27 protein-coding genes, 2 pseudogenes and 1 riboswitch are annotated in these 25,139 nt (G+C 40.5%); of the genes and pseudogenes, 20 read left to right on the top strand and 9 right to left on the bottom strand.

Annotation, left to right across the window (positions count from 1 at the left end; all coding sequences use genetic code 11):
* The first annotated feature begins 26 nt into the window (after positions 1–26).
* Complete coding sequence (locus ABT996_RS06415; protein ID WP_035446930.1) at positions 27–1,796, top strand: alpha amylase N-terminal ig-like domain-containing protein; 1,770 nt, start codon at positions 27–29, stop codon at positions 1,794–1,796.
* A gap of 168 nt (positions 1,797–1,964) precedes the next feature.
* On the opposite strand, the gene ABT996_RS06410 is transcribed toward ABT996_RS06415, so the two are convergent.
* Positions 1,965–3,302, bottom strand: a complete 1,338-nt coding sequence (locus ABT996_RS06410) for a C40 family peptidase (protein ID WP_035446932.1) — start codon at positions 3,300–3,302, stop codon at positions 1,965–1,967.
* 561 nt (positions 3,303–3,863) lie between these two features.
* On the opposite strand from ABT996_RS06410, the gene serC reads away from it, so the two are divergent.
* A complete protein-coding gene (gene serC, locus ABT996_RS06405; protein ID WP_035446934.1) occupies positions 3,864–4,964 on the top strand; it encodes a 3-phosphoserine/phosphohydroxythreonine transaminase in 1,101 nt (366 codons plus the stop codon).
* A 125-nt stretch (positions 4,965–5,089) separates the two neighbouring features.
* Positions 5,090–5,665: a uracil-DNA glycosylase family protein gene (locus ABT996_RS06400; RefSeq protein ID WP_035446936.1), complete on the top strand. Its 576-nt coding sequence runs from the start codon at positions 5,090–5,092 to the stop codon at positions 5,663–5,665.
* Positions 5,666–5,789: 124 nt separating this feature from the next.
* Here the strand turns inward: ABT996_RS06400 and ABT996_RS06395 are convergent, their stop codons facing one another.
* Entirely contained in the window at positions 5,790–6,323 is a 534-nt protein-coding gene (locus tag ABT996_RS06395; protein WP_010688405.1) for a folate family ECF transporter S component, read from the bottom strand.
* A gap of 58 nt (positions 6,324–6,381) precedes the next feature.
* Positions 6,382–6,486: riboswitch (THF riboswitch) on the bottom strand.
* A gap of 283 nt (positions 6,487–6,769) precedes the next feature.
* On the opposite strand from ABT996_RS06395, the gene ABT996_RS06390 reads away from it, so the two are divergent.
* Positions 6,770–7,423: an HD domain-containing protein gene (locus ABT996_RS06390; RefSeq protein ID WP_035446938.1), complete on the top strand. Its 654-nt coding sequence runs from the start codon at positions 6,770–6,772 to the stop codon at positions 7,421–7,423.
* Positions 7,424–7,768: 345 nt separating this feature from the next.
* Here the strand turns inward: ABT996_RS06390 and ABT996_RS06385 are convergent, their stop codons facing one another.
* Genes ABT996_RS06385 through ABT996_RS06375 form a run of 3 tightly spaced genes read right to left on the bottom strand, consistent with a single transcriptional unit; the run spans position 7,769 to position 10,111 of the window.
* Entirely contained in the window at positions 7,769–8,569 is an 801-nt protein-coding gene (locus tag ABT996_RS06385; protein ID WP_035446940.1) for a metal ABC transporter permease, read from the bottom strand.
* Complete coding sequence (locus ABT996_RS06380; RefSeq protein ID WP_010688402.1) at positions 8,569–9,228, bottom strand: metal ABC transporter ATP-binding protein; 660 nt, start codon at positions 9,226–9,228, stop codon at positions 8,569–8,571. Before ABT996_RS06380 ends, ABT996_RS06385 begins: the two co-directional genes overlap by 1 nt.
* A 16-nt stretch (positions 9,229–9,244) precedes the next feature.
* Complete coding sequence (locus ABT996_RS06375) at positions 9,245–10,111, bottom strand: metal ABC transporter solute-binding protein, Zn/Mn family (protein WP_035446942.1); 867 nt, start codon at positions 10,109–10,111, stop codon at positions 9,245–9,247.
* 309 nt (positions 10,112–10,420) lie between these two features.
* Here ABT996_RS06375 and ABT996_RS06370 point away from each other — a divergent pair, with 309 nt between their 5' ends.
* From ABT996_RS06370 to ABT996_RS06355, 4 genes and pseudogenes are all read left to right on the top strand, one after another.
* Positions 10,421–10,792, top strand: a complete 372-nt coding sequence (locus tag ABT996_RS06370; protein WP_161633755.1) for a PD-(D/E)XK nuclease family transposase — start codon at positions 10,421–10,423, stop codon at positions 10,790–10,792.
* A 173-nt stretch (positions 10,793–10,965) separates the two neighbouring features.
* Positions 10,966–11,601: pseudogene (locus ABT996_RS06365) on the top strand (IS607 family transposase).
* 19 nt (positions 11,602–11,620) lie between these two features.
* The gene (locus ABT996_RS06360) at positions 11,621–12,730 is read left to right on the top strand and encodes an RNA-guided endonuclease InsQ/TnpB family protein (protein ID WP_349924649.1); all 1,110 of its coding nucleotides are present in this window, start codon (positions 11,621–11,623) and stop codon (positions 12,728–12,730) included.
* Positions 12,731–12,988: 258 nt separating this feature from the next.
* Positions 12,989–13,396, top strand: a complete 408-nt coding sequence (locus ABT996_RS06355; RefSeq protein ID WP_005917884.1) for an RpnC/YadD family protein — start codon at positions 12,989–12,991, stop codon at positions 13,394–13,396.
* Positions 13,397–13,454: 58 nt separating this feature from the next.
* On the opposite strand, the gene ABT996_RS06350 is transcribed toward ABT996_RS06355, so the two are convergent.
* The 4 genes from ABT996_RS06350 to ABT996_RS06335 form a co-directional block, all read right to left on the bottom strand.
* Entirely contained in the window at positions 13,455–13,721 is a 267-nt protein-coding gene (locus tag ABT996_RS06350; protein WP_005917882.1) for a hypothetical protein, read from the bottom strand.
* Positions 13,722–13,798: 77 nt separating this feature from the next.
* Entirely contained in the window at positions 13,799–14,086 is a 288-nt protein-coding gene (locus ABT996_RS06345) for a hypothetical protein (RefSeq protein WP_005917880.1), read from the bottom strand.
* A gap of 332 nt (positions 14,087–14,418) precedes the next feature.
* On the bottom strand, positions 14,419–15,060 hold the full coding sequence (locus ABT996_RS06340) for an HD domain-containing protein (protein WP_010688398.1): 642 nt from the start codon (positions 15,058–15,060) through the stop codon (positions 14,419–14,421).
* A gap of 14 nt (positions 15,061–15,074) precedes the next feature.
* Positions 15,075–15,854: an alpha/beta hydrolase gene (locus ABT996_RS06335; protein WP_035448684.1), complete on the bottom strand. Its 780-nt coding sequence runs from the start codon at positions 15,852–15,854 to the stop codon at positions 15,075–15,077.
* A gap of 137 nt (positions 15,855–15,991) precedes the next feature.
* On the opposite strand from ABT996_RS06335, the gene rsmG reads away from it, so the two are divergent.
* The 12 genes and pseudogenes from rsmG to ABT996_RS06275 all read left to right on the top strand — a co-directional run bounded on the left by rsmG (position 15,992) and on the right by ABT996_RS06275 (position 25,115).
* Positions 15,992–16,735 carry a 16S rRNA (guanine(527)-N(7))-methyltransferase RsmG gene (gene rsmG, locus ABT996_RS06330; protein ID WP_010688396.1) on the top strand — a complete coding sequence of 248 codons (744 nt, stop codon included), beginning with the start codon at positions 15,992–15,994 and terminating at the stop codon, positions 16,733–16,735.
* A 2-nt stretch (positions 16,736–16,737) separates the two neighbouring features.
* Positions 16,738–17,574, top strand: a complete 837-nt coding sequence (noc, locus tag ABT996_RS06325; protein ID WP_035448682.1) for a nucleoid occlusion protein — start codon at positions 16,738–16,740, stop codon at positions 17,572–17,574.
* Between the two features lie 11 nt (positions 17,575–17,585).
* Positions 17,586–18,353 carry a ParA family protein gene (locus ABT996_RS06320; RefSeq protein ID WP_035448680.1) on the top strand — a complete coding sequence of 256 codons (768 nt, stop codon included), beginning with the start codon at positions 17,586–17,588 and terminating at the stop codon, positions 18,351–18,353.
* Entirely contained in the window at positions 18,343–19,224 is an 882-nt protein-coding gene (locus tag ABT996_RS06315) for a ParB/RepB/Spo0J family partition protein (protein ID WP_010688393.1), read from the top strand. The genes ABT996_RS06320 and ABT996_RS06315 overlap by 11 nt, the downstream gene beginning before the upstream one ends.
* Positions 19,225–19,237: 13 nt before the next feature.
* On the top strand, positions 19,238–19,423 hold the full coding sequence (locus ABT996_RS06310) for a DUF951 domain-containing protein (RefSeq protein ID WP_010688392.1): 186 nt from the start codon (positions 19,238–19,240) through the stop codon (positions 19,421–19,423).
* A 25-nt stretch (positions 19,424–19,448) separates the two neighbouring features.
* Entirely contained in the window at positions 19,449–20,549 is a 1,101-nt protein-coding gene (gene ychF / locus ABT996_RS06305) for a redox-regulated ATPase YchF (RefSeq protein WP_010688391.1), read from the top strand.
* A gap of 19 nt (positions 20,550–20,568) precedes the next feature.
* Positions 20,569–21,291 (top strand): DUF1129 family protein, encoded by a 723-nt coding sequence (locus tag ABT996_RS06300; protein WP_103050413.1) that lies wholly within the window; start codon positions 20,569–20,571, stop codon positions 21,289–21,291.
* 281 nt (positions 21,292–21,572) lie between these two features.
* Positions 21,573–22,199, top strand: coding sequence for a hypothetical protein (locus ABT996_RS06295; protein WP_136363788.1), 627 nt, complete (start codon positions 21,573–21,575; stop codon positions 22,197–22,199).
* Positions 22,200–22,322: 123 nt separating this feature from the next.
* Complete coding sequence (locus ABT996_RS06290; protein WP_225361420.1) at positions 22,323–23,021, top strand: DeoR/GlpR family DNA-binding transcription regulator; 699 nt, start codon at positions 22,323–22,325, stop codon at positions 23,019–23,021.
* Positions 23,022–23,027: 6 nt separating this feature from the next.
* Positions 23,028–23,153: pseudogene (araD, locus tag ABT996_RS06285) on the top strand (L-ribulose-5-phosphate 4-epimerase); the annotation flags it as partial.
* A 130-nt stretch (positions 23,154–23,283) separates the two neighbouring features.
* Positions 23,284–24,480: an acetate/propionate family kinase gene (locus ABT996_RS06280; protein WP_035448678.1), complete on the top strand. Its 1,197-nt coding sequence runs from the start codon at positions 23,284–23,286 to the stop codon at positions 24,478–24,480.
* A gap of 113 nt (positions 24,481–24,593) precedes the next feature.
* Positions 24,594–25,115 (top strand): HdeD family acid-resistance protein, encoded by a 522-nt coding sequence (locus ABT996_RS06275; RefSeq protein WP_005921008.1) that lies wholly within the window; start codon positions 24,594–24,596, stop codon positions 25,113–25,115.
* Positions 25,116–25,139 lie beyond the last annotated feature (24 nt).

Below are 25,139 nucleotides of genomic sequence, written 5' to 3'. Positions count from 1 at the left end.
ATACTTTAGTTAAAAGGAAGGTTTGTATGGAAAGATCAGCTATCTATCACCGCCCAGCAAGCGAGATGGCATACATGGCGGATAAACAAAACTATCGGTTACAATTAAAGACCAAGCATCGCGATATCACGCGGGTGCGGGTGATCTTTGGGGCACCCCAGATGCTGGTCAAAGATTCAGGTCAAACAGATGCGTGGGAATATGCAACTAAAGAAATGGATAAGCGCCTGCAAAATGGGATCTATGACGTCTGGGAAGTCAAATTGCCGATCCCGGCAACGCGTAAGCTAAAATATGCCTTTCATCTACTCGATCGTGAAGGTAATGAGCTTTTATATGACGCTAATTTGATGCAACTCTATACTCCAAAAGCCGTTCAAGAGATGACGGGCTTTTTGACGCCGTATTTAGTATTGGATGAGACTACGACAACGCCAGAATGGACGAAAAAGATGATCTGGTACCGTTTGATGCCAGATCGCTTTGCCAATGGTGATCAGCAAAAAGATCCTAAAGATACACTTGAATGGGGCCAAGAAGCGGATAAAGCGAAGTTTTTTGGTGGCGATTTGCAGGGGATCATCGATAAGTTAGATCACATCCAAGGGTTAGGCTTTAACGGGATCTACTTAAGTCCAATTTTTGATGCTTATTCCAACCACAAATTCGATACGATCGATTACTATGAGATCGACCCAGCCTTTGGTACTAAAGAGAAGTTCAAAGAATTGATCGAAGCGATCCATCAACGGGGGATGAAGGTCATGTTAGATATCACGTGTGATCATCTAAGTGATTTCTCGCTCCAATGGCAAGATGTGCGTAAATATGGGGTCCGGTCGAGTTTTGCCAAATGGTTTTTGATCAAGGAATTTCCCGTGCGTTACGTCCCTAGTGAATTACCTGACTATTCTGAACGTTTGACCTATGAGGCTTTGAACAACAATCCCCATATGCCAAAAGTCGATCTGGAAAATCCGGAGGTCCAAGCGCACTTTGGTAATATTTTGACGTACTGGACACGTAACTTTGATATTGATGGTTGGAGCATTGCGGATTCTAATGAGATCCCGGCTGCCTTCAAACGTTACCTGCTAGAAACACTACGTCAAGTTAAGGAAGATATTTATCTTTTAGGAAATACGATCGCTAAAAAAACTGAACATGATGATGTCTTTGCGGGTAATAATTCGATCGATGTGCGTGAATTAGTTGAGGGAACTTTTATCACTAAAAATATTCCACCGACTGAATTGGCCTATGCGCTAAATGAGCATCAATTACGGGCTGATCCAAGTACGCTTTCGGCTTCGCTTTTGGCGGCAGATAGTCCACAAACACAGCGGATCTTAGCCAAGTGTGAGGGCAATGTCCAATTGTTACGTGCAGTTTTAGCATTTATGTTCATGCAACCAGAATCGCCAAGTATCCTATATGGTACTGAAAAAGGACTTAAAGCAGGGACTGAAGCTGCCTTACAGCCATGTATGGATTGGAAAGATGATCAAGCAAGCGATGAGATGCAACGTTTCTTGAAAACTTTACTGGCGATGCGGACGCGTTACAACAATGTATTGTGTGAAGGTTCATTTGAATGGGGCCAATGTAGCAATCAGTATTCTTATTTGAGTTTTAGCCGTCGTTTAGGTGATAAACGCCTATTTGCGTTGTTTAACTTAGGCTATGGGAGCATTAAGATCGTATTGCCACAAAATTGTAAATTATTACTGGGGCAAAACTTAGTTGAACAAGACAAACGTTTAGGGCAAGCAGGTTTTGCGATCGTTGAATTATAGAGTGTGAGAGCTTGGCCGTCAGCACCGTACAAATAACAAAAAATATCAGCATGATGCAAAATACGCATCATGCTGATATTTTTTGTTAGTCGTAATTTATGCCAGATCTTTTTCAGTGCACAAAAAAAACCATGGAGCCTAAACTCACATGGTCTAAAAAGTTATTTTTTAGTTTACGTGTACGGCAAATGATGGCATGAAGTAAGCCATGTTACCGATCTTAACGCTTTGACCTGGTTCTGGAGCAGCAACGAAGCTGTTACCACCTAAGTAGATCGCAACGTGGTAAGTTGAACCTGGTGTACCCCAGAATAATAAGTCACCAACTTGTGCTTGGCTAACTGGAATATGTGTACCAGCAGATTCTTGAGCAATCGTGTTACGGCCGATTTGTTTACCAAAGTGTGCGTAAACGTATTGTGTCAAGCCTGAGCAGTCAAAACCGGATGGTGTAGAACCGCCCCATACGTAAGGTGTGCCGATAAATGATTGTGCATAAGCTGCGATCGCACTACCATCAGCAGAAGTTGAAACAACTTGTTGTTGAGGTTGTTGTACTTGCGCAGGTTGTGCTTGTTGTTGCACTTGTTGAGTTTGTTGTGCTGGAGCTTGAGTTTGTGTTTGAGCTGGTGCTTGGTTTTGTACAGGTTGTTGTACTTGTTGTTGAGCTTGGGCAGCAGCAGCTTGTTCTTGTGCGGCTTGTTGAGTGGCAGCTTCTTGTTGAGCTTGAGCAGCGGCTTGTTCTTGTGCAGCTTGTTGAGCAGCAGCTTCTTGAGCTGGGTCTTTAGCTGGATCATTGATCGTCAATGTTTGACCAACAAGTAAAGTAGCGCCCAAGTTGTTAGCAGAACGTAAAGAATCAACAGTTACACCGTAAGCTTGTGCGATCGAGTAAAGTGATTCGCCAGCTTGTACTGTGTGAGTTGTGTGGTTAGCTGAAACAACAAGTTGAGGTTCTTGAGCTTGTTCTTGTGTAGCTTCTTGTTGTACGACAGGTTGTTCTGTTTGTTGTTGCACTGGTTGTTCAGTTTGAGCAGGTTGTTGTGTTGCTTGAACTGTACCATTGACCTTCAAAACATTACCTGGGTGAATGAGGTAAGCATCTGCAGCTAAGCCGTTCAATTCACGTAATTTTTCAACTGATGTGTTGTATTGTTGTGCAAGTGTCCAAAGTGTGTCACCAGCTTTAACAGTTACATCAGAAGTGTTTTCTGTGTCAGCTTTCTTGTCAGCAGCTTGAGCTGTATTGTTGTTTTCAGAAACTTGAGCATCTTTAGCTGGAACTTTCAATGTTTGACCAGTAACGATCAAGTGAGAGTTTTGGTCGATGTTGTTCAAAGCTTCGATCGCTTGGATAGAAACACCATATTTTTGTGAAAGATCCCAAACTGTATCGTTCTTAGCAACTTTATGAGTTGTATCTGCATTTGCTGTTGCTGTTGTAGCCAAGAATAATCCGGCTGCTCCGACTGTACCGACTAAAAGTTTTTTTGCTGTATGATTCAAAATTTATATTCACTCCTAATAATTTTCAATAATTTCTAAACGACTAACTTCAATTTGACTGATACATTTATTTTAATCCATTTATGTTGCAACCTAATGCAAAAAAGATTACATTTTACCAAATTTTGTAATAAATAACCGCGAAACCTTGAAAATATTGGGGAAATAAATTTATTAAGATTTAGTAAAGATGAATAAAACGTTATAAACGTTGATATAACAAGGCTTTTGGTGAAGAAAGAGCAAAACATTTAAAAAATAATGTTACAAAAATGTTACAAAAATGTTACAAAAAATATAAGCCACCGCAGTGAAGTAAATGCTAGTAAAATTAAAGTTATTTAGATTTAAAAGTGTAGATCAAGCTTGAAATGATATTACAAAAAAGTTAAATCGATATTAATTAATGTTACTATCAATAATTATTAATGTTTCTAGTAGATATAGTTTAAATATCTCTTTAAAATCACGGTAAATATTGACTTTTGAGGCGAGGTTCAATAAATTTATTATTATCAATTATTAATTTTTAAAATTAGAGACAGAAGGAAGGTACGAGCTGTGGAAGTATATAATTTTTCAGCGGGACCGGCAATGATGCCACCCGAAGTGGTAGCTCAGATCCAAGCTGAGTTAATATCCTATCGTGATAGTGAGATGAGTGTGATGGAGATCAGTCACCGCTCAGCGCTATATGAGGAGATGTTTCAAACTGCTAAAGCCGATCTAAGAGAGCTCTTAGCTGTGCCTAAAGATTACAAGATCTTATTTTTACAAGGGGGAGCGTCGACCCAATTTACGACGATACCGTTGAATCTGGCACGGAAGACGAAAAATATTGCTTTTGTCGACACAGGACACTGGTCGCAAACAGCGATCGCAGATGCTCAACTTGTGCCTGAGCGCAAAGTCGATGTGGTCGCTTCAGGCAAAAGTTCCGCTTATAGCCGTTTGCCACATGAGATCACACTGGATAAACCCTATGATTATGTGCATTTGACGATCAATAACACGATCGAAGGGACGATGTATCGCAAGTTGCCTGAATTACAAGGGCAAACGGTAGTCGGAGATATATCTTCAAACATCTTGGGCTATCAACATGATGTCCAAAAGTATGGCCTTTTGTACGCTAGTGCGCAAAAGAATATCGGTCCAGCTGGGTTGACGTTAGTGATCGTTAAAGAATCGCTTTTAGACAAAGAACAGGATCTGCCTTCAATGCTTGATTATGTGAAGTTGATCAAACGTGACTCTAATTTAAATACGCCGCCAGTTTTTCCGATCTATGCGGCTGGGCTAGTTTTCCAATGGCTAAAAAAACAGGGTGGCGTAAAGCAGATGCAACAACAAAATGAGGCTAAAACGGCACTCTTGTATGAGATGTTGGATAACTCAAAACTCTTTTTGGGAACGGCGCATGCACCCGATCGTTCGTTGACCAATGTTCCTTTTACAACGGAAAGTAAAGAGCTTGATGAAAAATTCATCACTCAAGCTGAAGCAAATGGGCTAAAAAATATTCGGGGCCACATTTTGGTTGGCGGAATGCGGGCAAGTATGTATAATGCCTTTCCGATTGAAGGGGTAGAGGCACTGGTCGACTTTATGAAAGCTTTCGAGCGAAAAGAACGTCCGATCTATGCAACTACGCTGAAATAAACATGGTATAATATAATTCCTTGGCAGGGGCGCTTTGGCGGTCACGTCAAAGGCTTGGTGTCACGCATTTGTGTGGCACTTTTTTTATTGGTGTGCTAGGCTGGGGATAAGGACAGGTGAACGATATGCAAGATACGATATTTGAAGCGATAAAAAATGATCCCGCGAATAAAAAATATACCGAAGCTGGGATCGATCCATTATATGTAGCCCCAAAAGAAGCCAAGATCTTGATCGTGGGACAAGCACCAGGCAAACGGGCACAGGATACACGGTTGTTTTGGAATGACCCTAGTGGTGACAATTTGCGGGCTTGGATGGGAGTTTCTCGTGAAGAATTCTATCAGTCAAAAGAGTTTGCGATCTTGCCGATGGATTTTTATTTTCCAGGTAAGGGCAAAAGCGGGGATCTACCACCAAGGAAAGATTTTGCTAAAAAATGGCATCCGTTATTGTTAGAACAGATGCCTGATATCGAACTGACATTGCTAGTGGGAAGTTATGCGACCAAACATTACCTCCACCTTAAAAGTACTACAAAGTTGACCGATGTCGTGCGCGACTATCAGGTATATTTACCAGAGTACTTCCCGTTAGTTCATCCTTCACCCCGTAACCAACTCTGGCAAAGTAAAAATCCGTGGTTTGCCCAAACGGTCTTGCCAGAGTTAAAAAAACGGGTCCAAGCGATCATAAAATAATGATACTAGGAGCCTCACTATGATCATAGTGAGGCCCTTTGTCGAACATGTTTCCGCTATCTAGCTCAGTTGCTGGTAAAAAATAACCGACTAAGCAGATACTTAGCCGGTGAAATATCAAAAATTAAAGTTTTAAGCGACTATCTAAGCGTGAGACCGCGCGTAGGATCAAGAAGCTGATCGTAGCTTCGATCGGCCACATGATCAGATTTTTTGGTCCGCGGACGCTCAATAGTCCCCAGATCGGTGCTTGATACATCAAATGGATCCATAGCGTGTTGAAGAAAATATTTGAGACAAAGATCTGCACGAACTGATATGTTGCTAGGCGTTGCCAAGAGACCTTTTGTTGGTATAAAAAGGTCCCTGCGATCAAGCCGGCAACAAAGGCACTAAAAGTATAACCGATAAAAAAAGTGCTACCGGTTGAAAAAAGTGTGCTTTTGATCAGATCAGCTAAAACAAGGGCAACACCACCGAGCCATGGTCCCAAAAAGTAACCGATCAAAGTCGTTCCCATAAAACCGAGCCCGAATTTGACTAGATTATCTGAGCCAAATGAGATCTTGGCTAAGACAGTCTGCAAGGCGATGAGCATCGCAGCTAAAGTGATCGTTTTTGTCGTGAGTTTTGGACTTCTCCAAGCTAAATTCGTCATAAAAAAACATCTCCCTAAAATAATTTGGGGGGAGACAAGCACCAGCAATGGTTAGATTATTGGTGAATGCGGAAGATACACGCAGCCAAAATGACGGTTTGGCTTTCTGCTCACGTTCACATTCCGTTCCATGAGCCCGTAACGCATAAATTCCTACCCCTACAAGCGTTGATTTTAGCATTTATTTTTAAATAAATCTACTGGTAAAACACGAACGATAAAAGTTTTTTTAAGTAGAAATATAGTTTAAAAGATGAATAGTTGGTGTAATGGGAAAGTATCTTGTAGAATTAAAGCGAACTGGAAAAACAGGGGGAGATGGTTGGGATAGTAGTGAGTTAGCTAAAAATTGTACATTTCACAAGCAAGCATTTTCTGAATGTTAAAGATTAGGTGGCATTCATTACTCAGCTGTTGCGTTCCTTAAATTACAAAGGAGTTTTTCTATGGAAAATAAAGAATTGGTCGTCAAAAATGCACGCGAATATGTATATGATGCTTTGAATAATGAAGGTAGTGGCCATGATTGGTGGCACATTTTTCGTGTTACTAATAATGCTATCGAAATTGCTAAACATGAAAAAGCGGATATTTATATTTGTGAATTAGCAGCATTATTACATGATATTGCTGATGGAAATTTAAATGAGAGCGAAGAAGCTGGCCAAAAAAGGGTACATGCATGGTTGGTCGATAATGGCGTATCTAGTGAAACACTAGCTCATGTTATGGATATTGTTTCAAAGATGTCATTTAAGGGTGGAAACCAAAAGGAAAATGTTTCTACTTTGGAAGGAAGAATCGTTCAGGATGCTGATCGTTTAGATGCTATGGGGGCGATCGGGATCGCACGGGTAATGTGTTATTCAGGCCACGTTGGGCGTCCGATCCACGATCCGGCTATGAAGCCTAGAGAAAACCTCACTTTGGAAGATTATCGCAATGGTAAGGATACAGCGATCATGCATTTTTACGAAAAATTGCTTAAGTTAAAGGACACCATGAATACAAGCTATGCCACGAAACTAGCGCAGGGACGCCATGAATTTTTAAAAGTATATTTGGATCAATTCTATCAAGAATGGGATGCCAAGCGGTAGTAGTTGGCTATTATCTCATTGAACTGACATTCTAATTTTAAATAAGATCATTATATTTAGTTAGTGATCAAAAAAGTTTTTGCTATACTTGGGATGTTGTTACTTAAGCGCTGGTTAGATGAAAATAATAAGCGTAAGTAGCAAAAATTTTTAACCGTAGTCGTGTCTTCTTGCAAGGACACGGCTATTTTTTTACAAAAAAAGAAGCTCTCTTGCTTGCAGATGGACAACTGGTGCTCAAACGAGCCAATTGGATTCAAGATCGGTATAGTATATTATTTATAGCCGTATTTAAACAAACAGGGTAAGTAGCTCGTATCGACACGTTCTACTTACCCTGTTTGTTTATTTTTGATGGTTAGCCCAATGGTCTTTGGCGATCGCTGCCCCATAGATCAGGGCCTCGATCACGGTGATAAAGAAGCTGACTGGCCAATCAGTGAGGTAGCTAAAGTATAGGCCAAGCCAAACACCAGCCAGAATGAAGATGAAATTTAAAACGATCATCTGGTAGAGCCGATGGGCGAAGTATTTTGTCGCCGAAGCTGGGATCGTTAAGAGCACAAAGATCAGTAAAGCACCGACGATCTGAGCTGTAATACTGATCGTTAAGGCGAGCATTACTAAAAAGATGATCGAGATCGTTTTGTTGAAGCGCTGATTGTACTGAGCTCCTTGAGAATCAAAAGAGTTATATGCTAGGCGCTTGAACAAGATCGTGATCGTCAACAATAGTAAGACGCTAAGGGCGATCAAAACTTCGATATCGCTACGGTCGATCCCAACGATGCTCCCAAATAAAATACTTGTCGCATAATTAGCTTGTTTATCTGAGAGTGATAAAAATAAGATCCCAAGCCCTAAGAAAAGGCCGGAAAAGACGCTGATCGAAGCTTCACGCCGTCCGAGCCGTTCACCTGACATCCCGATCAATAAGGCACTAGCCGTAGTAAAAGTCAGCATCCCCGCTAAAGGCGAGATCCCGATAAAGATCCCAAATGAAGCGCCAGAAAACCCGATCTCAGAGAGCGTATGGGTGAAAAAAGATGTTTGGCGTGCTACCACAAAGGTCCCCATAACACTACAGATCAAAGCAATGAAGATCCCTGCAATAAAGGCATAGCGCATAAAATCATAATCAAACATTATTTTTTAGCCCCCTTTTCAAGTAAGACACCAGTTTGATCTTCCAAATGAAGTTCATAGTCGGCGTATTGTTCGATCAGCTCGGGGTCGTGTGTGATAAATAAGATCGTTAGCCCGTGTTGTTGCATGACCTCACGTAGCATTTGTAACAATTCGTGTTTGTTGGTCGTATCTAAGCTCGCGGTGGCTTCGTCTAAGATGAGCAACTTGGGATCAGCACAGAGCGCTTGGGCTAGATAGGCGCGTTGTTTTTCGCCCCCAGAAGCTTTGCCTAAAGGTTGATCTTTGATCCGCGTCAGTTTTGTCTCTGCCAAGATCTGTTCGAGTTTTTCGTTTAAAGGCTTGCGGTTCCAAAAAAAATTGCGCTTTTTGAGACCGAATGCTACGAAATCCTTGATGCAAAGGGGATACTCATCATCAATATTGCGCAATTGTGGTACGTATTGGACTTCATCGCGCTTGACATTAAAGACCGTGTGGACGGTATAGTTGTTAGCTAGATCTTGTAATAAGTGTTTGACAAGCGTTGTTTTTCCGACACCATTTTCACCTGTGATACAGGTCAAACTACCTTGAGGGATCTCAAAGGAGAGGTTGGAGAAAAGCTTGCGGTTGGGGATGGAAAGATCCAAGTTATGCACTGATAGGATCGATTTCATGAATAACTACTTCTTTCTATTTTTGAGTATCTAAGACAGCTTGGTATTCGTCTTGTAGCCAAGTTACGTATGTCTTGTTTTTAGGTAGAGTTTCAGTAACTTTGACGACAGGAATGTTGTTTTCTTTGCAGAGTTCAACGATATTTTTGATCACTGAGCTGTCACTTTGGGTATTTTGGACAAAGAAAGCGATCTTTTTACCTTTGATATCATTTTGCAATTTCTTGATGTCAGAATAGGATGGGTCGCTACCTTCTTCAGTTGCTTTAGCGAAGTGGCTGTTAGCGATCTTATAACCCATCTTCTTCAAAGAATAGTCAAAGACTGGTTCTGAAACAGCTACTTTTTGATTATTGCTGTTTTGTTTGATCTTGTCTAGCGTTTGTGTTAATTTAGCTAAAGTTTTTTTATATTTAGTAGCATTTTTCTTGAAGGCAGCCTTATTTTTAGGTTGCATTTTGCCAAATTCAGTTGCTAAACGGTCAGCGAGTTTTTCCATGGTCGTTGGATCATACCAGAGATGTTCATTTTGGCCTTCCTTGACTTTCATGACATCAGCCACAGATAGATATTTTTTACCATTCAATTTTTTGACCCAGCTATCGTAGCCGGCACCGTTATAGATAACAAGATCGGCTTTGGAAACGATCTTAGCTGTTTTAGTTGTTGCTTCAAAGTCGTGGGGATCAACATTAGGGCTAGTGATCAATGAAGTGACAGTTCCGTGATCGCCTAAGACGGCCTTGGCAGTTTCGCCGTAAAAATCAAGGGTCGTTATGACATTTAGCTTGTCAGATGCAGCAGCAGTATTTTTGTGATCAAAGGTGAAGAATGCTAGAAAAGCACTCACGAGTAAGATGAAACTAAATAATTTTTTTCGCATAATAAATATATCCTCTCTTAAATTGTAATGATTACCATTAACGATACTAACGTTTGAATTTACTACTGTCAAGCGTTGGGAAGCCTAAAAAGTTCTAAATTACGATTAAGTATTTTAAGAGAACACGTCAATTAAACTGTGAGAGCTTTTGAATTACGATTTAAAAAATTCTCGGAAAAATTTTGTCAGAGTTTTTAGTGTTAGATTTAAGTCCATTTTAGTGCTATAAATCCCGGTATAAAGGCAAGTCTTTGGGCTTGAAAAATCCTGCGCACAGATCCAAAATAAGGTCAGAAGGGGATGGGGGATTTGAGTACTTATGAAGAGGCCCTTAAAGCATGGAAATTAGCGGGCTTTAAGGATGGAATGATCTTTTCGTGGATCATCTCAGAGCATAAAGACATTTGTTTAGAGCTGTTGCAACTGATCTTACCTGATTTAGAGATCGTGGACGTTAAAAACATCAAAAAAGAGGATACGCATAAGCAAAATACCGTCTTTCACGGGGCGCGCTTCGATATCTATGCTGCAGACGAGCATGGACGAATGTATGACATTGAGATGCAGGTCAGTGATGAACATAATTTAGGTAAGCGGATCTCATGTTATCAAAGTTATTTGACCCAGCATGCTTTGGGGGGGCTGGGCAAGACTATAATGACAGGGTTGATACGTATGTGATCTTTATCTGTGATTTCGATTTTTTTGGTGCAAGTTTACCAGTATACACGACTGAAGTATGCGTAAAAGAAAGTGATCTGATACTCGATATAGGAGTGGTTAACTGTTACCAAAAACATAGAAAAATGTGTTATAACAAACCATGGAAAGAAGTAAAAATGTGGGTGGTTATTATGACAATGTTAAAACCGAAAGAAATGGCTGAACGTTTAGGTGTTACAGTCAGAACTTTGCAAATTTAGGATAGTAAAGGTGTGTTAAAAGCATATCGGACTCCCACCAATCGAAGATATTATACTGAAGAACAATATTTAAACTATATTGGTAAATCAGAGTCCAACAAGCGCAAAGTAGTTGCCTATGCTAGAGTATCAACAAATAGTTAAAGAGATGATTTAAAAAATCAAATTGACTTTATTAGGCAATACGTTAACGCTAAAGGCGTTGTTTTAGATGAAACAATTACTGATGTTGGCAGTGGGCTTAACTACAATCGAAAAGAGTGGAATAAATTGCTAGAAGAAGTAATGAATAATCAGATTGATACGATTTACATTACTTATAAAGATAGATTTATTCGTTTTGGTTATGAGTGGTTTGAACGATTATGTAAAATACATAATACTAAGATTGTGGTATTGAATAATGTTAAAACTAGTCCAACGCAAGAAATGATTGATGATATGGTGAGTATTGTACACGTATTTTCCTGTCGTTTATATGGTTTACGTAAATATAAGCATAAACTAGAAAACGACAGATCTTTGAAGGGTGGTGAAAATAATAGTGTTAAGAACCCAAAAAGTTAGACTTTATCCAAATAAAACCATGCAGAAAGGCTTAGATGACTTGTGTGATTATCGCAGATATTGCTGGAATGCTGGTTTGGCTTTATGGAATGATATGTATGAAGAAGCACTGATCTTAGATGATAAGCGCCTCAGACCAAATGAATACAAGGTTCGCAACGAGTTAGTGGCTAATAAAGCTGATTGGCAATATCGTTTTTCAGCCCGTTGCTTACAACTAGCAATTAGCGACTTAAATAAAGCTTGGAAGAACTTTTTTGATAAGGCACAAGTTGATTGGGGTAAACCACGTTTTAAATCAAAGAAAGCCACTAGACAGGGTTTTAAAACTGACCGTGCCAAGATTATTAAGGGTAAGTTGCGCTTGGATAAACCACATAGAATTAAGAATTGGTATGACATACGCATGAGTGGCGCTAAGTTGTTAACTGGTGAATTAAAAGTTGTTTCAATTTACCGTGAAAATGGTAAATATTGGGCAAGTTTACCTTTTGAAGTCAATATTGAAACAAAGCCTAAAACTGACCATGTAACAGCTATTGATGTCAATGTCGGGCATATCAACTATACGGAAGGCAAAATTAATACATTGCCAGATAATCTAAAACGATTGTATAAGCGTATCAAACATTATCAACGTATGTTGGCTAGAAAGAGTGTTGTGAATGGGAAACGAGCTACTAAAAGTAATAATTATGTTAAGACGAGAGCCAAGTTGCAACGTGATTATCGCAAAGTAGCTAATATCCAACATGATATTATGCAGAAGTTTACAACTCAATTAGTTGAAGAATACGACAAGATCGTAATTGAAGACTTGGCGGTTAAACAAATGCAGATGACTCATGTCGCTTCCAAGGGGCTACAGCGTTCAATGTTTGGTTATTTCAGACAGATACTGAGTTATAAGTGCGATTGGAACGGTAAGAAACTTATCTTAGCTGATAAGTATTATCCAAGCACCCAACGCTGTTCTAAGTGTGGTCATATTAAGACTGGTGAAGAAAAAGTTGGGCTTAATGGCAACTTAAAATATAGAACTAAGCACAACGAATATATCTGTTATGAATGCGGAAATATTATGGATAGAGATGAAAACGTAGTGTTGAATTTATTAGCACTGATATAAAAAATACAGGGGTGGGCTACACCCTTAAACTGTAAGAGTTAGTCACTGTCATTACCCTCTCGTTAGGATATGGGAATACTAATGTTGACGGCAGTAAATAAAATTAGGAAAGGAAAAACTATATAATTCTTTCTAACAATGTAGAAGAATGTACTTAAACTTCTATATTGTTCTACATTTTATATAGCAGAACATAACATTATTTTAAACGCTAAAGCTAAAGATTTTTCGGCTGTTTCACAAGGATCGGCGGCTTTTTTGAAATATGTAGATACAGATGTTCCGACGAGTGCTCTTACATGTAAGATAGCTGATGATATTGTTATTTTGAAAACTAACACGCAAAAGGAAGGTGATTATATGTTCTATGAATTAGAATTTCGTTCACGCCTTGCTAGGGAAACAAAGAAAGTAAGTAAAGAGGCACGAGAAAAAGGTCTAGCCGAAGGGCGAAAGGAAGGACGAAAAGAAGGTAGAAAAGAAGGTAGAAAAGAAGGCCTCACCGAGGGATGGGCCAAAGGTGAAAAAAGAGTTGTTTGTGATATGATCAGTCGCCTGACTGCTAAAGGATATTCCAAACAAGATGTCATTACTACGGTTACAGAATTGAATCATTTTACAGCAGAAGAAGCTATTGTGCTTTATGACAAGTTATTTGTAAAGTGATCGAAAAAGGCTCACGGTGAAAAGTTTTCAGCGTGGGTCTTTTTGACTTGTTAGTAAGTTATTCATTTGGTGCTTCGTAAATATTACTTTGACTTTCAGCACTTGAATCAGAAGCAGGATGTGTTTGCTTTTGAGACTGGGTGACCGGAGCAAGTGCATCATTGAGACGCCCGATCGGATCATAAGCCCACAAGAAGAGGCTGACGACCACTAAGTTGAATAACGTAAAAGCTAACCACCAGTTGAATAAGGCATGCATAATACCATTAGTCGTAGCTTTTGCCTTGAGATAGGCGTGTCTGTATGGATCGTTTTCTGGTTCCATTTTAGCCATCCTTTCTTAGTGTGTTATAAAGTTATTTTTACTTAAAAATAGATTTTTTGCAACTAAGATCATCAATTTTATTCAGCCTGATAGACATCACTTGTATCAGTACTATCTTCTGTAGTTTCGGGTGTGGTGGAATGTTGCTGTTGGGGTCGTGTTTGCTGGACAGTTGTGTTGATCGTTTCGGTTATCCGTCCAACAGGGTCAATGATGATCCAGAAAAACCATAGCATCAAACAAGTGATAATGATATGAAAGAGACCAAAGATCAAATACCAAATAAAGGCTGAACATAAAATACCATTAGTCGTTGCTTTGGATTTCAAATAACGGTCTCTATAAGGGTCGATATCTCTTTTCATAATGATCATCCTTTCTATATATGATGCAGTATCCTATTTTTCTCCACACTTCTATAAAAAAACCTCCGCAAGGGGAGTGCGGAGGAAAAAAGGAGTATGTTTACCTAGTAGTAAGGGGGGCTGACTAGGTAATGTTTCAGCTATAGGACTACACCTGTGTGATGTTTTGCTTTAGCTTATGGTTACAGTATAGGCGCTTAAGCTAAAGAAAAAGTAATCGTTTTCTTAAGGATTAGATACAAAATACTTAAAAATATATAAACAATAAATTTTTATACTAAATTTATTGAAATAAATATCTGATAAGTATTTTATTTGATGATAGCCCAACTTTACCAATCAGTTTTAAAAGCTGTAACGTATGCTACCATTAGCTCGTGTCGCTCTTGGGCGATCGCTTTAGCTTCGGCAGTGTTTAACATGTCTTTGATCTTGAACAGCTTTTCGTAAAAGTGGTTGATGATCGTTTCATTTGAAAGATCACGGTAAGCCGTTTTATCGAGTTTTTCTCGGGGTGGCATCGCGGGATCGTAGAGTTTTTCTTCATGACGTGCACCATAGTAAATGGCGCGAGCGATCCCGATCGCCCCGATCGCATCTAACCAATCGGCATCTTGGACGATCTGACCTTCGAGACTAAGCTCTTGTTTGCCAGCTAAAGAGTGAGAAAATGACATCTTACTGATGATCTCCATGATGTGGTCTTGGTCACTTTGACTCACCTCCAAAGCTTGCATTTGTGCAATAACGCTGGCTTTAGCTTGGTCAATGTCAGTAAATAATTTTTCATCGACAACATCGTGTAATAAGGCAGCAGCTTGGACCACAAAACTATTACCGCCGAGTTTTTCATTTAGGTTACGGGCCATCTTGACAACGCGCTCAATGTGCGCCATGTCGTGACCGGTGTGATCGTGAGAAAGCTTTTCATAAGTGTAGGCATGAAGCTGTGCCAATTGTTGTGTTTGATCCATTTGAACGACCTCGTTTATTTTTTAGTAAAACTATGCTTGATAAACTCGAATAAGAAATCTAAGCTATATGGAGTGAAGAAGGCATCTGAACTCAAGGTCGCCCCCTCAAAATTGAATAATGAAACTTCACTTCCACGCGCTTGGATGGTTGTTAAGAGCTCAGTGGCTTGTTTATCGGTCAGCGTATGGTCAGCTGTACCGTTTAAGATCAAGATCGGTGGTAATTTTTGGCTATTTTGTAAGAGCAATTCACTGAGAAACGGTCCTGAAAAAGGGTGCGGTGTCAGTGACGTTTCCAATAGTAATCCGCCCTTATAGCGTAAAGGAGAACGTCTGACATCTTCATCATTTGACCGTTGTTGACCTTGGTCTAAGATGCTCAAACTGCTCAAATATCCCCCTAGACCTTCGCCAAATAGTAAATAGCGGTAAGGATCAAGATCGTATTTGAAGGCATGATCAAGCAAAAAGCGAGTGGCTGAGTGGATATCTTTGACCATGGCGGTGACGTCAGCAGTGGTGCGGTATGAAACTAAAGCTACAGCATAGCCACGTTTGGCGATCTCGAGCATTTGCGCAAACCGTTCATCGATCTTGACCATATTATGTTCATCGATATCAGGAACATAGATGAGTAGGGGAAAATGAGCTTTAACGTTTGGGGGAATAGGGGGAGTGATGAGATTTAACGTTAAGGGACATCCGTCTTTAAAGGCATAGACGAGATTGGTCTGGATCTTAGGGTAGCGTGGGACAAGTGGTTCATTGAAATTGATGATACTATTTTGTTCCATATTAAAATCCTCCAAATTTAAGCTTGATTTGCGGGGGCGAGACTTGTATTTCCGCATTAAATAAATTACTATTATAATAGCACGTGAAACATATAAATTAAACAATGTTTCACAATTAGATCAGATAAGGGGAACAAATGACACCAGAAGAATTTAGAGCGGCATTGGCGAAGCGGGGAGTGGAACTTTCTGATGAGCAAATGCAACAATTTCAAACCTACTACGAATTTTTAGTTGCTACAAATGAACACGTCAACTTGACTGCGATCACCAAACAAGAAGAGGTCTATTTAAAGCACTTCTATGATTCACTTTTACCGGCGCTTGAAGTCAAAGATATTCAAACACGTGCTTTAAGTATTTGTGATGTTGGTGCGGGGGCGGGGTTCCCATCGATCCCACTTAAGATCGCATTTCCGAATTTGAAGGTCACGATCGTTGATTCTTTGAATAAACGGATCAAATTTTTAGAGGAATTATCCCAAAAATTAAACTTAACAGATACGCATTTTTATCATGCTCGGGCGGAAGAATTTGCCGGTAAAAAGAGTGAATTCCGTGAAAGTTTTGATGTCGTAACGGCGCGGGCTGTCGCGCGTTTATCGGTCCTAAGCGAGTTTTGCTTACCATTGGCCAAGTTAAATGGGCGTTTTATCGCATTAAAGGCGCAAAAAGCCAATGAAGAATTAGCGGATGCTAAGTATGCAGTGGCTACACTTGGTGGTAAAATTGAGGAAGATATCCAGACCGCTTTGCCTAAGAGTGATGAGACACGGCATATCATCGTGATCTCGAAGAAAAAACCAACGCCAAATAAATATCCGCGCAAGCCAGGCACACCAGCTAAGCAGCCTTTACAGGCGCCCCAAGGGAGGAAATAAAAATGGCATTTTCATTTTTTAAGAAGAACAAGGAAGAAGAACCAAACGACAAAAATCGGGTCCAAGAGATCGAATTGAGCAAGATCGTGCCGAACCAAAACCAACCACGGACGATCTTTAGTGAAGAAAGCATCGCTGAATTGGCAGATACGATCTATGATCACGGCTTGTTGCAACCGATCGTTTTGCGCAAGTTAGGTGATGATCAATATGAGATCATTGCTGGTGAAAGACGTTTTCGGGCGGTAACTAAGCTCGGTTATGAAAAAGTTCCAGCGATCGTACGTGAGATGAGTGATGCTGAATCAGCTTCTTTAGCGATCATCGAAAACTTACAACGTGAAGGCTTAACTGCAGTTGAAGAAGCTAAAGCCTATGCTCATTTGATGCAATTAAACGAATTGACGCAAAAACATTTAGCTAAAGAAATGGGTAAGAGCCAAGGGTTTGTGGCGAACAAATTACGCTTGTTGAAGTTACCAACGCAAGTCCAAGATGCGATCTTAGACCGTTCGATCACTGAACGCCATGGTCGGAGTTTGTTGACTGTCGAAGATGAAGCTACCCAATTAGAATTATTAGCTCAGATCAAGGAAAATGATTGGTCAGTTAAAGAAACAGAAGCTGCGATCGCGGCCTTGAACCAACCAAAACCAGAAAAGAAGAAAAAAACTAAGACGACCACAAAGAACGTGGCACCTAACCAAAAAGTTGCTGTCAACACTGTGAAAAAAGCGGTCCAAATGGTTGAAAAATCAGGTGTTAAAGTTAACGTGACCGAAGAAGATACAAAAGAGTTCCATCGCATCATTATTGATATTCCAGTCGCTAAAGACTAGGGGGGATAATTTTGGGAAGAGTTATTGCATTAGCAAATCAAAAAGGTGGCGTTGGTAAAACGACCACCAGTGTTAATTTGGCTGCCAGCCTTGCTGACCTCGGGCAAAAAGTGTTATTGATCGACATGGATGCCCAGGGAAATGCAACGAGCGGTATCGGGATCGATAAAGGACAGATCAAACAAGATATTTATGACGTATTAGTCAATGAAGTCGAGCTAGAAGATGTGATTCTACATACCAAACGCGATAAGTTAGACGTTGTTCCAGCCACGATCCGGTTATCTGGAGCTGAGATCGAGTTGGCCTCACAGTTTGCGCGTGAGAAACGTTTGGCTGATGCTTTGGTCTTGATCAGGGATGAATATGATTTTATCTTGTTGGATTGTCCGCCTTCACTGGGCTTATTGACGATCAATGCCTTTACGACCTGTGATTCGATCTTGATCCCTGTTCAAAGTGAGTACTATGCTTTAGAAGGCTTGAACCAATTAGTCAACACGATCAAATTAGTGCAAAAACACTTCAATCCTACTCTAAAGATCGAGGGTGTTTTGATGACAATGCTTGATTCTAGAACTAATCTAGGCAATCAAGTCGTTGCTGAAGTGAAAAATTTCTTTGGTGACACAGTTTATCAAACGGTGATCCCTCGGAATATCAAGTTATCAGAAGCTCCAAGTTACGGAATGGCGATCGTTGACTACGATCCAAGATCTAAGGGAGCATTAGCTTATGAAACTTTGGCAAAGGAGGTTTTGGCGACTGATGCCAAATAAGAAAAACAAAGCCTTAGGGCGCGGGCTAGAAGCTTTATTTTCGACTTTTGAAGAGGATGCTCAAGCCGAAGAAACTGTGGTCGAACTAAAGATCGATGAGATCCGGTCAAATCCTTATCAACCACGAAAGATCTTTGACGAAGCTGGTTTGGCAGAACTAGCTGAGTCGATCAAACAACAAGGTGTCTTTCAACCGATCATCGTGCGTTCGTCAAGTGTAATGGGCTACGAATTGATTGCGGGCGAAAGAAGATACCGTGCTTCCAAGCTAGCTGGCAAAAAAACGATCCCAGCGATCGTGCGTCAACTAGATGAAGAAGAGATGATGGAGATCGCGGTGCTAGAAAATCTTCAGCGCGAAGATCTCACACCTTTGGAAGAAGCGCAAGCCTACAACACGCTGATGGAAAACTTGCATTTGACCCAAGCTCAAGTTTCCGAGCGCTTAGGGAAGTCAAGGCCTTATATCGCTAACTATCTACGGTTGTTGAGCTTACCAAAAGAGGTCAAGGAAATGTTGCAAGAAGGTCAATTGTCGATGGGCCAAGCGCGGACCTTGTTATCATTAAAAGACAAGAAGAATTTAGTTCAGTTAGCTAAAAAGACGGTCAAAGAAAATCTGACCGTCCGCCAATTGGAACAATTAGTCAGTGAACTAAATGGTGAGAAACACCATAAAAAAGCTGCTAAAAGAAAAGTTGCTTTGGATCCACATTTGCAGAAGAGTGAAGACCTATTAAAGGAGCGCTTTGGGACAAATGTTGCGATCAAAAGCACTGCACGCTCAAAAAAGGGCAAGATCGAAATTTCGTATTTATCAATGGATGATTTGAACCGCATTTTGGATATTTTAGATATTCATTTAGATTAAGTGAGGGATGCTTATGTATGAATTGCATGATATCGTTGAAATGAAGAAGGCTCACCCCTGTGGCGTCAATCGCTGGGAGATCATTCGCATGGGGATGGACATCAAGATCCAATGCACCGGCTGCAAACGTTTGATCATGATGCCACGTAAAGAGTTCGATAAGAAGATGAAGAAAGTTTTAGAAAAAGCCGGGGAATAATTTTTTAAGAAAGAGTGGAAAACAAATGGCATTAACAGCAGGTATCGTCGGGTTGCCAAACGTCGGCAAGTCAACACTATTTAACGCGATCACAAAGGCAGGCGCTGAAATGGCGAACTATCCTTTTGCAACGATCGACCCCAACGTCGGGATGGTGGAAGTTCCAGATCCACGTTTAGCACGGATCGATGAGATCATTCCCGCTAAAAAGATCGTACACACGACCTTTGAATTTACTGATATTGCTGGGATCGTTAAGGGTGCTAGCAAGGGTGAAGGACTAGGTAACAAGTTCTTGGAAAACATTCGCCAAGTGGATGCGATCGTGCATGTCGTGCGGGCTTTTGATGATGAAAACATCACCCACGTGGCTAATAAAGTCGATCCTTTGGAAGATATCCAAACGATCAATTTAGAATTAGTCTTAGCCGATCTTGATTCGGTCAACAAACGCTATGCCCGCGTAGAAAAAGTAGCACGTACTAAGGATAAAGATGCAGTGGCTGAATTTGAAGTCTTAAAGAAGATCAAACCAGCTTTGGAAGCAGAACAACCAGTGCGTTCGCTTGAATTCAACGAAGATGAACAAAAGATCGTTAAGGGCTTGTTCTTGTTGACTTCTAAGCCTGTGCTTTACGTGGCAAATATTGCCGAAGAAGATATGGCAGATCCAGAAAGCTCTAAGTACTACCAACAGATCAAAGAATTTGCGGAAAATGAAGGCTCGCAAGCTTTGGCTGTTTGTGCCCGAACTGAAGAAGAGATCGCTGAAATGGATGATGACGAAAAGCAAGAATTCTTGGAAATGGAAGGTGTCGAAGAATCTGGGCTTGACCGCTTGATCCGTGCTTCTTACAAATTACTTGGCTTAGCAACCTTCTTTACTGCTGGTGGTAAGGAAACTAGAGCTTGGACTTTTAAACAAGGAATGAAAGCTCCACAAGTTGCTGGTGTGATCCACTCTGACTTTGAACGTGGCTTTATCCGCGCTGAAACGGTCTCATTTGCTGACCTAGATAAGTATGGTAGCATGCAAGCTGTTAAAGAAGCAGGTCGCTTGCGCCTCGAAGGTAAAGCATATGAAGTTCAAGATGGTGACATCATCGAATTTAGATTTAACGTTTAAGCGATAGGGGGAAAAGTTCATGGTAGAAAGTAAACGCAATGAAAAAGCAGGGCAACAGCAACAAGCACGTGCCAAAGAAGTTGAAGTGACGATGCGTGATGGGAAATTTTCCGGTCTGACCAAGCGTAATGAAGATTATCTTTTCCACTTGGATAAGGCTTTGACCGAAAAAAATTATGATCCGGAACAAAAAGAACAAGTTTTAAACGAAATGTATCAAGAATTAAAGGAGAAACAAAAGCAAGGTATTGTGGCAACTAAGCTCTATGGTACGGTCACCGAAAAAGCTGAATTGATCATCAATGGGCCGAAAAAGTCAGAAGCTCCTACTGAACTACCTAAGTTTTGGATCTTAGCTTTAGATAACGGCTTGATCATGTTCATCATGTTCTGTATCATGTATACCTTATTAGGCGTCTTTTCACCACGACAAGCTGATGTCAGTGGTGGCTGGATCACCTTGTTAGCAACTTCAACGATCGCTGGGGTCGGCTTAGCGTTCTTCTATCGTAGTATGCTATCAGCCCGCAAAGAAAAGGGTAAAAAGCGTTGGATCAAGACTTTGCTGATCACATTAGAATTGATCTTGATCTGGATCGTTGCCTTTGGGATCATCAGCTTTATCCCAGTTTCGATCAACCGGACGATGGAACCGATCGTCTATGCTATCTTAGCCGGTCTAGGTTACCTAGTAAGACGCTACTTGAAGAAGAAATACAATTTCAGAAGTGTAATGTTCTAGCAAAAAATACGGTCAGCGCCGTATAAATAGCGCGGGCACCACTATGATACATTTTTGCATCATAGTGGTGCCCGCGCTATTTTTGTTGACAAGTTTGCTAAAAGGGCTATGATGAAGACAAAATATTTAGGGGATAATTTTCGCTTTTTAGTGTATTTTTTATCACTTATTTAGCAAACTGCTAGCGACTAAGATCAAGTAAATATTTTGTAGAAAAAATGCCACAGCTAAAAAAACAATCAAAATATCAGCAAGTAAAGTTAGTTGATGTAAAGCTTATTTTGAAAAATGGCCAGACGATCCCGATAAGTAAAGAAAAATTAGAAAAGCTCATCAATGAAAATCATAACGTAGCTAACTGGTTCGATGAAAAAGGTCAGCTTAGATATTCACATCATAAAGTGACAGTTTCCAAAACACAGGCCACGTTTGAAACAAAAGTGGCAAAAGCTGATACGAATTTAGCCACTTGCTTAGCTAAGATACGTGGACTGCGCAAGAAGTATGGACATAAATATAGCGTTAAAGGTGGCAAGATCAAACTAGATGCAGCTTTGGCTTATACGCTAAAAACTGCGATCGAAGACCACGGCCAAGCTGGGATCGAAGTGCTCGAACAGACGCAAAAACAGATCGAGGCGAAGTTAGAAGCCAATTGGAATGAGACTTTGCAGATGGCGCGCCAGATCGGGACTGATCTCACGGAAGAAGAAATACTGGCGGTCTTGTATTATGCCGGAGCTGATAAGGAAAGCTTATATACCAAGCCAGTTGAGAAACTAAACGAGCAATTAAAACCACTAAAGCAGCTAAAAGAAGATCTAGCTGACTTTGATACGGCATTTGACAAGAGCATCAAAAAACGGATCGCTGATGATCAAGAATTAGCGGGAGAATTTGGGCTATGATGATGAAATCTGTTTGCTTTTGTCCGTTTATGTTATAGTTGAATTATCATAAAATTAGGGGCTAAGGCGATGTTAAAAAAAGAACGTTTGTTAAAAATTTTAGAGATCGTTGATCAATAAGAGATCGTTACGGTAAATGAACTGATCAATACGCTAGGTGTTTCAGATATGACGATCCGGCGTGACCTAGATGAACTCGATAAGAGCGGTAAGTTGATCCGCTTACATGGAGGCGCTCAAAAGATCGCTAATATTGAAGAGGTCGAACTCTCGCGTAATCAGAAAAAAGAGATCCATTTGGTCGAAAAACAAGAAGTTGCTAAACTAGCTGCGCAAAAGATCAAACCTGGTGACACGATCTATATTGGAGCTGGTACGACTCTTGAATTGATCGTAAATTATGTTGAAAAGCCAGAAACTTTGCGGGTCGTGACCAATAGTTTACCGGTCTTTGAAGCTTGGCAAAAGACCGAAGCTGAATTGATCTTAGTTGGAGGCAATTATCGGCGGCATTCGGGAGAATTTATCGGTGGCTTAACGATCAAATTACTCGAAGATCTCAAGTTTACCAAGGCGTTTGTAGGTGTCAATGGGGTCAATAATGATAACATGATGGCAGCTAACACCGAAGAAGGGCAAGCTGAGGCACTTGGTTTGAATAATGCCCAAGAAAGATATGTTGTAATGGATAAATACAAGTTTAATCGTAATGATTTTTATAGCTTTTATAGTCTCTATAATGTCGATGCCCTCTTGACTAATAGTTCAGTAGCACCAGATACTTTAGAGCATTACCAAACATATACAAAGATCGAAAATTGAGATGCGGTCAGCGCCCAAATGGCATTCCACACGCTACAACTGACGCCTAAACAAGCTAGTGTTCCACAATATTTACTCGACAAACATTATTATCGCAAACATGGGGCCAATGCTTATTACGGCCAAAGATGATCAAAGAAAGCTGGCTACGAAATAGCCGGCTTTTTTTATGCCGAAAAAGAAAGCGCTTATATTTTAAATTTGATTGAATAAAAAGATTATACTATTATAAAGTTAGGTAAATTTTTAATGGGGTGAGCTTATGGAAAAAATTATGATCATCAACTCGGGGAGCTCGAGTTTAAAGTTTAAATTATTTAACAATGAAACACATGAAACCTTGGCAAGTGGGATCATCGAACGGATCGGGATCCACGGCTCAAAGATCAAGGTGAAATATGGTGATGGACAAAAGTATGAACTAGACCATGAGATCACCAACCATTTACAAGGGATCGAACTTTTACTAAATGTCTTAAAAGAATTAAACTTGATCGCGGATCTAAGCGAGATCAAAGGTATCGGACACCGGGTCGTGGCTGGGGGCGAATATTTCAGCCAACCAGTGGTCGTCGATAATGATGTTATCGCTAAGATCAAAGAATTAGCGGAATTAGCACCATTGCACAACCCAGCCAACTTAAACGGGATCAAAGCATTTCGTAAATACCTGCCTAATGCTTTATCCGTAGCTGTCTTTGATACAGCATTCCATCAAACATTACCACAAGAAAATTATATGTACAGTACACCATACGAATGGTATGAAAAATATGGGGTTCGACGTTATGGCGCTCATGGGATCAGTCATGAATACGTGGCTCGTAAAGCAGCTGAATTGATGGGGCGTCCTTTTGAAGACCTCAAATTGATCACTTGTCATTTGGGCGCAGGGGCCTCGATCACGGCTGTTAAGCATGGACGCTCATTTGACACTTCGATGGGCTTTACCCCACTCAGCGGTATCCAAATGGCAACTCGCGCAGGGGATGTCGATATTTCTCTGGCCAACTACATCATGAAGAAATTAAATGTCCAATCGATGTCCGATATGGTGTATCTACTGAATGAAAAATCCGGTTTCTTGGGCGTTTCTGGAGTTTCAGCTGATATGCGAGACGTCGAAGATGCCGCTGCTGCTGGCAACAAGCGCGCTGAATTAGCGGTCAAATTATTCTATAACAGCATTTTACGCTATGTCGGTCAGTATATCACCGAAATGGGCGGTGTTGATGGGATCGTCTTTACTGGGGGAATCGGAGAAAATTCACCTGAGACAAGTGAAGAGATCATGAAACGCTTAGCCTATATGGGCGTAACAATCAATGAAGCTGAAAATAAAAAGCGTGGGGCTGAAACGATCATCTCGGGGCCCGATTCGACGGTGACCGTAATGCGGATCCCAACTGATGAGGAATACATGATCGCCCAACATGTGTGGGAACTTTTAGGAGAATAGGAAAAAGGTGAGTTAGTTTGGCTCACTTTTTCAAGTGTTTTTGCATGACAATTATTTAAGAGAGTGTTAAAATCGGTAACCGATATTAAAATTTTTTAAGGTGGTTTTTCGTTATGCAAACAAAACATCGTGCATTCGACTGGTTTAGTTTGATCGTCGGGATCGTTTTTGTGATCGCCGGGATCGCATCATACATGAACCCCGATGATACTTTGAAATTTATTTCGATCTGCATTGGGATCGGTGCTTTAGTCAAGGGCTTTTATGAATTATGGTTCCGACGTGGGATCGGTAATTTATTTGGTGAAAGCTCGGGTTGGTTGCTCTTTATGGGGATCGTTGACATCATCTTGGGTCTCTTGTTTATCTTCAGAGCAGCTTCGGGTATCATTGTGATCGCCTATATCTTTGCCTTTTGGTTCATCTTTGATTCGATCGCTGAAATTGCTACAGCTGGCTATTTTAAGCAATTGAACCGAGGCTATTACATTTTGAACTTGATCTTAAACATCATTGCTTTGTTCATCGGGTTTGTCTTATTGTTCAACCCCTTGATCGCAGCTACAACATTGGTCTTGATCATCGCCTTTTATTTGATCTTGATCGGGGTCATTAAGATCATTCAAGCATTCTAAATTAATTGAAGCGCAAAGCGGACT

The organism is Ligilactobacillus sp. RTP31139st1_D10_RTP31139_211217 (genome assembly GCF_040226755.1).
Lineage (GTDB): Bacteria > Bacillota > Bacilli > Lactobacillales > Lactobacillaceae > Ligilactobacillus > Ligilactobacillus animalis.
The sequence above is the reverse complement of the archived record's forward strand: the minus strand, read 5'-3'. Positions and strand labels throughout refer to the sequence as shown.